The following is an 8968-nucleotide window of genomic DNA, read 5'->3' on the forward strand; positions in this document are numbered from 1 at the left end:
TTTACATACCCACTGGCACGGATAGGTCTAATTAAAAAAGTTAGATCCACTCTTTTTTTAGAGTGGTCTCTGGCCTCCACTTTTAGTATTCAATAATAGCAAGCGCTGTGAGGAAAGGGCAAATTGAGCGGTCAATGCCTTCTAATGCCAAGAGTTGCATCATTATCCAAATTGCTATACCAATGAGTATAGCGGGCCAGTTTGGCTTGTCCTTGGACTTCATTTCGATCACTGCTTGGGGTTCCTTTGGCTGGAACGTAGCTACTTCCCATTCTCCCGCCATATGAACAAAAAAGTTTGGGGACATTTTCAAACTTTTTGTCTTCGGGATAGTCCTTACGACATGGAAAAAAATCATCCCGGTTGGATGGCAACCTGCCTCATGCAGGCAGCAGTTTCTAATATACCTTGGAGAGCATGGGGGAGGGTCATTTGGCCCTATACTTTTTTTCGAATGGACGGGATTGGCACTTTTAGAGCACCCCTACATTTGGCAAGGTACGGGTGGGATTGCAGGCGCATTTGGCTTGGGCTGTGGCCTCATGTTGCTAGCCAAAAAAATACAGGATAATGGATGCGATTCGTCTTTCGGTTGACTCAGGGCTTTTCATTTTGGTATGGTTGGTGCAGGTCATCATCTATCCTTCTTTTGACCAAATAGCAAGGGAAAAACTGACTTGCTGGCATCGATTGTACACCCAAAAGATTCTCTATTTCGTGGGACCCATGATGTTTGTTCAGACCGGGTTGATTGCCTGGCAAATCCTGCTTGATCCGCTGGTTTTCATGGCAGACGGATTGCTTTTAGCAGGGATTTGGATCAATACCTTTTTCATCGCCATACCCATCCACGAGTCCATTGATCGAGAGGAAAGCCTGAAAGGCTATCTACACAAACTACTCCGGGTCAATCTCTGGCGAAGCTGGATGTGGACTGCTTTGTTTCTGATTTCTTTGGTCAGGGTACTGGCGTAATCCTTTGGGTTGCTCAAGATGAAGGACTCCCATTACTTACACAATCTAAAAACCATCCTGATCCACTTGCGGGATCCAAGGAACCAACGATTCGATCCGGAACATGCCGGAAAATCAACCCCCCAGCCAATGGGTAGGGGATGCTGTGCCCAAATGCAGGGAAAATCCCCGAAAATATGCCAAAAGCAAGAAAAACCAGCTCCTGAAATCCACCGACCAGTCTACCATTCCACCTAGCCGCCGCTTCACCCGAAGGATGTCAGTCAACCCGCCTCCCGGAGGGCAGGCAGCCACTAGACAAATGCCTTGCATTCATAGATTCCATAAAAAAAAACATTATCTATAAAAAGCCCTGATAGTTGAATGCATCAATCAGGGCTTTTTTGCAGGGGCTTTTCCCTAGTGGGCTAAATGTTATGCCTCGTTTTTCTTGAATTGATTTTCATAGTATTCATAAACTTGACCATTTTCAAAACATAATTGAAAAAATTTGTTAATAGCAATTCTGTATAATATGTTATTGGAAATAGTTGTCAGAGAGTGTCTTTTTCTTAGATAATGTGCAATTAATTGGCAACAATAATCCGCAAGTAGATGTCCATAACAATGCTTCAATGTGTCAATGCTATATCTTTTACCAAAGGCATTTACATTACGCTTCTTTAATCCTTTGATTACCAATTTTGAATTTAAGTCTGATTCTTTAATGTGAGGCAAATCTACCGGTGCACATTCTACACAAAACATATAACCCGTTTTTCCCGGGAAATAAGAAGAATTTCTTTTGAACAGATAACCATCTGCATTAACTGCAACTTTCATTTTATCTATGAAATCGTTTAGGTTAACATCAATGTCATTGTTCTCTATTTGAACAGCAGACAATTCTTGTATAACTCCTTTTAAAACATTTTTATTCCAAACATCATTTTCCCAACTATAGCCATTTTTATAGAAAACTTGAGGATGTTTAGTTTGTTTTTTCAATACCTCATCAAATTCGTTGCCCATTGCCATCATTATAGTTTTTAACTGTCCATTCACAATATCTATTACGATGTCCTTAATTGTGCTTTTGGAGCCTATTGATTTAAATTTGATTTTTTTGTCGGCTAAGAATTTTCCAAATATATTCCTCCAAAAAATTATATCTTCAGTTTCAGCACTTTACTTACCTGCATAAACTTCCTGTTTGTTGTAAGAAACACTTCCACCTTCAAGAAATACAATCAAGTCAACATTGTGAAATAGATGTTGATTATTCGAACCGCTTATTGTTCTAGTAAATGCACTCATTTTATTGCCTCCTCAACTTTAATTACAGAATCATAAAACTTTCCTACAATGTCAAGAGAATGAGTTGCGTATATTATTTGCGAGTTTGGATTCACATTTTTCAAACTGCTAACAAGTTTTTCCTGCCATTCCACGTGAAGAGATAATTCAGGTTCATCAGCAATATAAACGTGGCTATTGTTTTCTTGAAGCAAACTTTGTCCGAGAATTATAAGTAGTTGCTTTTCGCCTGACGAAAGGTGTATTAATGGGAATATTTTGCCACTTTGAGTTTCAACAAGTAATTCATTTCGTTCATTAATGAATATTTTCTTTCTTTGAAAGAGATGATTAATTTCATCTAAAAAAGTGAATTTAGGTTTGTTAATGTTAATTTTCTTCTCATTCAATAAATTCCACTGCTGAACAACTGAATGAATTCGTTGAGTTCCAATTAAAGATGATAAATGATTTAAGTTAACACTTTCCTTTTTCAGTAAAGCGTCTTTAGCGGATTCAAATGATTTGAAATGTTTTTCGAGTTTTGTGTTAAATTCATTTTCTCTCCGTTTGAACAATAAAAATATTTACTTTAAAGAATCTTTCTCTTTTTCTGGTTCTAATTCATTTGAAATAGATAGAATTTAATCTTTAGATTCATCTTCAATTAGAGATAAAAAAATATTCTTTTGAAATTTCTCAGTCTCTAAGGAGTAGCGCCTATCTAAAACACCAAAATATTTGACTAAGTCAGTTGATTTCTCTTTAATTTTCTGATCTATAGTTGATTCAAAACTTTTGTCATCGTTGTTTCTGCTTGATCCACTTGTCCTGTGTATTGATAACCACGTTAGGTTAACTATGTCTTTTAAGGCCATATTGATATCTCGCTCAATTTGACCACTTCTCATATGTAATTTATGAATGGGATATTCTTTTGGATATCTAAATAATCCCTCCTCTTTTAATTCGTTTAATCTGAAGGTCTTTATCTTCGTTTCATTTGGCGTTTTGATTTTGAAGATAATATTGGAATAGGGAGAATTTTCCTTATCAGTTTTTTCAACTTCTATAAATGTTGGAGTCCAACGGATGTACCTGTCCTTTATTTTCAAAGCCCAGAGCCCCCAAAATGGTGGGAAAGTAATCGCTTGTTGACACGGGAAGGTTCGTTTTCCTGCCTCCCTGCACTTGAGAGGGCCACTCCAGCACGGCAGGAACCCGTATTCCTCCTTCATAGAGACTGCGCTTTCGCCCCTTGAAGGGGCCTGCCGAACCTTGGGCCCGGTTGGCCTGTTCGCTTCCTTCCGAGCCATTATCGCTACAAAACCAAATCATGGTATCATCCGCCACACCCAATTCGCGGAGGGTTTCCCTCAACCTACCAATCTGCCCGTCCATGGCAGTGATACTGCCGAAATAATGTTGCTTGTCTTCGGATAAGTCTGGATAAAGGGCCCTGTATTCAGGCCCTGCCAGCACCGGAAGGTGGGGGGTATGAAACCAAATCACGGCAAAAAAGGGGGTATCCTTAACCGCGGCCTCTTTTATAAAGGGAATTACCCTGTCCATAATAACCCGGGAATCGTCCCCATCAAGATTATCGGTGGCCTTACGGCCTTCCCCAATCCAATAATAGGTGCCAAAATGCTCCCCCGGTGTCCGATCTCCAATGTCACCTGCACTTTTATCCGGGGTTACCATCGGGTTCCAGGTGGGCACCTTGGACTCTGTGGAAAAGCAGACATCAAACCCGTTTAGCCAAGGTGGGGAATAATCCTTTGCTCCATCGGATCCGCCTCTGTTGGCATCTTTTTCGGTAACAGTCATGGTTCCCAAATGCCACTTTCCAAAATGGCCGGTGGCATAGCCTTGGCCTTTCAACGCCTCGGCAAGCGTTATTTCCTCAGGTTTCATATGGCCCACATTGGCATGGGTAATCCCATACCGCTCAGGATGCCTACCGGTAAGTGCACTGCCCCGTGTGGGGGAACACACAGCCGAGGCTGCGTAGAAGCGGTTGAACTGAATACCGTTTCTGGCCATGTCATCCAGGTTTGGGGTCTGAATGTAAAAATTGCCGTTAAAGCCCACATCCCCCCAGCCCAAGTCGTCAGCCATTATTAGGATTACGTTGGGCTTCTCAGGGATACTTTGGGCGTAAACTGGCACAAAAAGTACCAAAACCAAAAAGACGCTGACGAGTATAGCGCACCAAATTGGTCTTTTCTTGGATTTGATTTCGATCACTGGCTAGGGTTATTTTAGGTGGAAACCTCAAGTTAATGCATAATTCCCGTTAAGTTATCCCTTTTATAAAAAAAGGGATTTCAGGTTTTCCAACAAGAATGTCTTATCCTTTTGCGACCACCTATCCAGAGTGCCGTGATTTCTACTATTTTCCTCCGTTGTAGAAGCTGATTACCTAAGGGATTCACATAAATCAACGTTGACACCAAAAAATGTCGGAATCGCCTCCGTAGAAAAACCCGAAACCTCGACGCGATTAACAGCGGGCTTCGGTCACTGGCAATTCCAGCTCATTCATTTAAACACCAATCCTGCTTTATCCTCTATCCTTACCTCAATCAAAATCCAATCCAGCATAAATCAACGCTACACTATCTCTAAATTCTTTGTCCTCAAAATCCGATATATATGTTTTGGGTAATTGGTTACCCCCTTTCGCCCCGATCAACAACGCGGTACATCTACGCCTAAGCATCGCCAGTACCTCTTGCTTATCTTCATCGCTCGCAAGATTATGTCTTTCATTGGGATCATTCCGCAAATCATAAAGCTCTTCATAAATGGGCTTTTCACCCAAAAAGGGGGCTATCGATGAGAGTATATGATGTTGATCATTTTCTTTGTTATAGTACCGAATATACTTCCAGTCCTTTGATCGGACAGCCTCCATTCTTGGGTAATTTTGCTCCATAAAGAGGTTCTCGCTAAAAAAATCACTTCTCCAATCTGTATGGGTATTTTCAAGGATAGGTTTTAGGCTTTTTCCTTGCATTTCGGCGGGTATGGCAATGCCCGCAAAATCAAGAAATGTAGGCGCAATATCGATAGTTAGCGTTAACTCGTCCACAACTTTCCCTTGGTGTACACCTGGGGCATATATGATCATGGGGATTTTTAAATCTATGTCGTAGAGGAAGGTCTTGCCGGCCAGGCCATACTCCCCATGAAAGAGTCCGTGATCCGAAGTAAACACAATGATGGTATTGTCAAGGATTCCCTGTCTTGAAAGTTCCTCCACGATTTTCCCCACGACCTGATCTATGCCTGTTACGGTTTGGATAGTTCTAATCTGATTCTCTTTGAGTGATTTTGCCGTTTTCGTCCAGTTATAACTTGGCAGGTATTGTCCGTTATAAACATGCACCGGCAGCTTGGGGGTTTGGATGGAATCATAGGCAATATAATCGGCAGGCAAGGGAATCTGATGTGTCTGATCACGATAGGCCGATCGATACAGCTCCGGGTCATCCGGCAGCTGTTTCATCGAGTTGGTACCGTTGCTATGAGGAACGTTAAAGTTGATCATCAGGCAAAATGGCTGATCTGTGGGACGGGTCCGCAGAAAGCTTTGGGAGGTCTCCAGTGCCTCGTCAATACCCAAGAATTCATCTACTGCCTCTTGAATAATATCTATCTGATTGTCCGCTCTGGCGTCTTTGAAAATATCGTGCACATTCTTGGGATAAAAGGAAAGATGCCCATGCCCTGCCCGCCAATAATCGAATGACTCCTCCATAACGCCACTTTTATACCCCAGTCCCTTTTCGCTTTTCCCGACAGGCGTGTGATTCTTGCCCACCCAACCGGTGTAGTAACCATTTTCACGAAGGAGCATGGGGTAGGTTTGGGCATAAGCTTCTTCCGTCATGACGGAATTGGATCCAAAAGTGACTCCATGCCTTCTTTCGTACATTCCTGTTAGGATAGACGTTCTACTCGGCGTACAAATGGCAGAAGTGACAAATGCATTGCGAAAAAGTGTTCCCTCAGCAGCCAGCTTATCCAGATTTGGAGTTTGAACAACAGAGTTGGCCCCAATCGCCCCCAAGTAATCCCACCTCATATCGTCTGCCAGCACAACAACAATGTTTGGTTTCTTGACCTGCTGATCGAATTCTTTACAATTTGTCAAAAAACCTAACGTCCCTAGGAGCAAAAGCAGGATCAAATGGTGTTCTCTTTTCCTATTCTTCATAAATGACTTCCTGATTAGGCTTATCAAGGCAATTTCTCGATATAGACATAGTACGCTGGATAAACTCTTTTTTCGGAGTCAATGAGCTGGGCTTCCATATCGTACTTGCCTGCGGAAACATAGCCCGTAAAAGTGACTTCTTCCTGCCCCACTTCGATATTTTTGGTTCCTTCCAAGTTCGCTACATATACATAGGCTTGTTCGAAATCTTCTTTTTCACTGCCTATCTTCGCCCTTTCGAGCTCCACAATTTTTTCCCCGGCAGGGAAAACCGTATTAATTGCCAGGCCACTTTCCCGTGGAAACCTGCGCAGGGAAATGGCATATTCGCCATCTTCCACAAATTCGATTTTCCATCGCCCGGTAGCCTGTGCCGCAGAAGTGGCGCCGTTTTGATGCCATGCCGACCCATGCTTCCCTGTCAACATATCGTGGGCATTGATTCGGCTGGGATTCTCCTTCCCTGCCCCTACTTTTATATACGCATAGCGTTCATTTGGCCCCTCACTCATTATGGACTGCCACCATTTTTCATACCCCAACGCTAATTTTTCCACCACCAAAGGGTGCTGGTCAATGACATTCTTAGACTGGATTTTATCATTCGTCATGTCATACAGTTCTTTGCCATTCACCAACCTCCATCGATCATCCATGACGGAATAATCTTTGTACTTGACCAGATTTTGCAGTCGCTGGGTATCCACGTACATGATTCTATCGGGCCAAGACTTGGTGGTTTCCGTCAGTAAAGGTTTAAGGCTGATGCCATCAAGCGGCTTCACAGGATTAAAATCTAATCCAAGAAGATCCACAAAGGTGGGAAGCAGATCGTAGTGGGCCACCAAATTGTCAATGTCTCTACCTCCTGTCAGCTGTCCGTCCGGCCAACGGATAAACAGGGGTACCCGGTGGCCACCTTCGTACACGGATCCTTTAGCGCCCCTCAAGCCACCGTCGAAAATTGCATTTCCACCCGCAGTGCCATTGTCGGTGGTAAATATCAGGATGGTATTATCCCTCAACCCCAACTCTTCCAGTTTCTGCTCCAGCCGCTTAAAGTTGTCATCTATGTTGGTAATCATCCCATAGAATCTTTTGAACCGCTCCGGGAGCTCATCCTCGCTGTACTCTTTGTAGACATCCATATACTCCTTGGGTACGTTTAGCGGCCCGTGTGGTGCATTTGTGGAGATGTAGGCAAAAAATGGTGTATCCTTATTCTCTTCTATAAACACCATCGCCTCCGCAAAAAACACATCCGTACAATAGCCTTCGTACTTTTCAAGCTCGCCGTTGTGCCAGTAGGTATCATCGAAGTAATCGTTATCCCAATAGTCCGGACCCTGGCCAATGCCCCCTCCCCCATGCCTTACCACTTCATGAAATCCCCGGTCTTCCGGACGAAGTGGAAAATTATCACCCAGGTGCCATTTGCCAAACATGCCGTTGGTATATCCATTTTGGGCAAAAACCTGCGGAAGGATCACTTCATCTTCGAAAAGCAGCGATCGTCCGGTGATGGTATGGAAAACATTCAAACGATTGGTATGTCTACCTGTCATAATCGCACCCCTGGTCGGCGCACAGGTGGTAGAGACATGATAGTTTGTAAACCTCACCGCATCCCCATAAAATGCATCCAGGTGGGGCGTTTTAATAAGGGGGTTCCCCATCGCTCCTATATCCCCCATACCTTGGTCATCGGTGATGATCAGGATGATGTTGGCTTTTTCAGACCTGTTTTGGGCGAATAAAGGAACAAAGATCGTGGAAACTAAATAGGAAGTAATTAAGAAAGCGTACCAGTAGAGCCTGTTCTTGTATTTTTGTTCGATCATAGTGTTTGGGGGTATTTGGGGTAAAAAATTCAATTTATCGTATAATTTGGAAAAATTTATCCCTACTTATAAATATTTAGCCCTATTGAGCACTATTGAGCCGACTAAAAAAAATGGATTCCAATTCGTTTCCTCTTCGGGAAAACAGTAGGACTCGACAGGTCTTTCCCTGTAAAGAGACTTACCAGCTTATCCCAGGGTTTCTGGGAACTAGTTTCTACCCAACAGATGGATGATCCGAATTAGTGGTCGAGGGTGGCTCAAAGCCAGCGTATGAATACTGACTCTGAGTGCTGTATTCACCTTTAAGTGTAAAGGATTTGGTTTATTTTCATGTAGTAACTTAGACGTGATAGAACAAAAATTAGAAAAATCCAAGTTAAGGAATGGGAACGGATCACATGATTCTCTTCGTTTCATTCGGTCATCCATTGAAGTTGATCCCAAAATTCCGGCCCATCATTTTTTTGCGGTGTTCCAAGCGTACTTCGCCCATTTCGGATGTATGCGGTAAGAAGCGATTTCAATTCATGAGCTTTGTCGGGATGGCTTTCAATAATATTTTGCCTTTCTGCCGGATCATTTTCCAAATTATAAAGCTGCATCACAGGCAACCCGGTCAGCTCATTGGAACGCGGAGCGCTCCAGCCAC

At 42.9% G+C, this 8968-nt stretch carries 8 protein-coding genes and 1 pseudogene; 1 reads left to right on the plus strand and 8 read right to left on the minus strand.

Features of this window, described 5'->3' with window-relative positions:
• Positions 1-570: 570 nt before the first annotated feature.
• A complete protein-coding gene (locus ADIS_RS21110; protein WP_010856767.1) occupies positions 571-975 on the plus strand; it encodes a hypothetical protein in 405 nt (134 codons plus the stop codon).
• 114 nt (positions 976-1089) lie between these two features.
• Here ADIS_RS21110 and ADIS_RS21115 read toward each other — a convergent pair whose 3' ends face one another.
• The 8 genes and pseudogenes from ADIS_RS21115 to ADIS_RS23195 all read right to left on the minus strand — a co-directional run.
• Complete coding sequence (locus ADIS_RS21115; RefSeq protein ID WP_010856768.1) at positions 1090-1287, minus strand: hypothetical protein; 198 nt, start codon at positions 1285-1287, stop codon at positions 1090-1092.
• A gap of 102 nt (positions 1288-1389) precedes the next feature.
• Complete coding sequence (locus tag ADIS_RS21120) at positions 1390-1986, minus strand: hypothetical protein (protein WP_155907670.1); 597 nt, start codon at positions 1984-1986, stop codon at positions 1390-1392.
• 281 nt (positions 1987-2267) lie between these two features.
• Positions 2268-2828 carry an AAA family ATPase gene (locus ADIS_RS21125; protein WP_051113371.1) on the minus strand — a complete coding sequence of 187 codons (561 nt, stop codon included), beginning with the start codon at positions 2826-2828 and terminating at the stop codon, positions 2268-2270.
• Positions 2829-2894: 66 nt separating this feature from the next.
• Positions 2895-3365, minus strand: a complete 471-nt coding sequence (locus ADIS_RS23065) for a hypothetical protein (RefSeq protein WP_155907674.1) — start codon at positions 3363-3365, stop codon at positions 2895-2897.
• Complete coding sequence (locus ADIS_RS21135; RefSeq protein ID WP_238325475.1) at positions 3313-4500, minus strand: sulfatase-like hydrolase/transferase; 1188 nt, start codon at positions 4498-4500, stop codon at positions 3313-3315. The genes ADIS_RS23065 and ADIS_RS21135 overlap by 53 nt, the downstream gene beginning before the upstream one ends.
• Before the next feature lie 334 nt (positions 4501-4834).
• Positions 4835-6475 (minus strand): sulfatase-like hydrolase/transferase, encoded by a 1641-nt coding sequence (locus ADIS_RS21140; RefSeq protein WP_010856773.1) that lies wholly within the window; start codon positions 6473-6475, stop codon positions 4835-4837.
• A 23-nt stretch (positions 6476-6498) separates the two neighbouring features.
• Entirely contained in the window at positions 6499-8316 is a 1818-nt protein-coding gene (locus ADIS_RS21145; protein WP_010856774.1) for an arylsulfatase, read from the minus strand.
• A gap of 416 nt (positions 8317-8732) precedes the next feature.
• Positions 8733-8968, minus strand: a pseudogene (locus ADIS_RS23195) (arylsulfatase); the annotation flags it as partial.

It is taken from the genome of Lunatimonas lonarensis, from assembly GCF_000390185.1.
In the GTDB taxonomy this organism is placed as follows: domain Bacteria; phylum Bacteroidota; class Bacteroidia; order Cytophagales; family Cyclobacteriaceae; genus Lunatimonas; species Lunatimonas lonarensis.

What these genes read in the sequence shown, in the direction of transcription:
- ADIS_RS21110 (WP_010856767.1), top strand. Translation starts at nt 571, where the DNA reads ATGGATGCGATTCGTCTTTCGGTTGACTCAGGGCTTTTCATTTTGGTA.
- ADIS_RS21115 (WP_010856768.1), bottom strand. Translation starts at nt 1,287, where the DNA reads ATGCAAGGCATTTGTCTAGTGGCTGCCTGCCCTCCGGGAGGCGGGTTG.
- ADIS_RS21120 (WP_155907670.1), bottom strand. Translation starts at nt 1,986, where the DNA reads ATGGGCAACGAATTTGATGAGGTATTGAAAAAACAAACTAAACATCCT.
- ADIS_RS21140 (WP_010856773.1), bottom strand. Translation starts at nt 6,475, where the DNA reads ATGAAGAATAGGAAAAGAGAACACCATTTGATCCTGCTTTTGCTCCTA.
- ADIS_RS21145 (WP_010856774.1), bottom strand. Translation starts at nt 8,316, where the DNA reads ATGATCGAACAAAAATACAAGAACAGGCTCTACTGGTACGCTTTCTTA.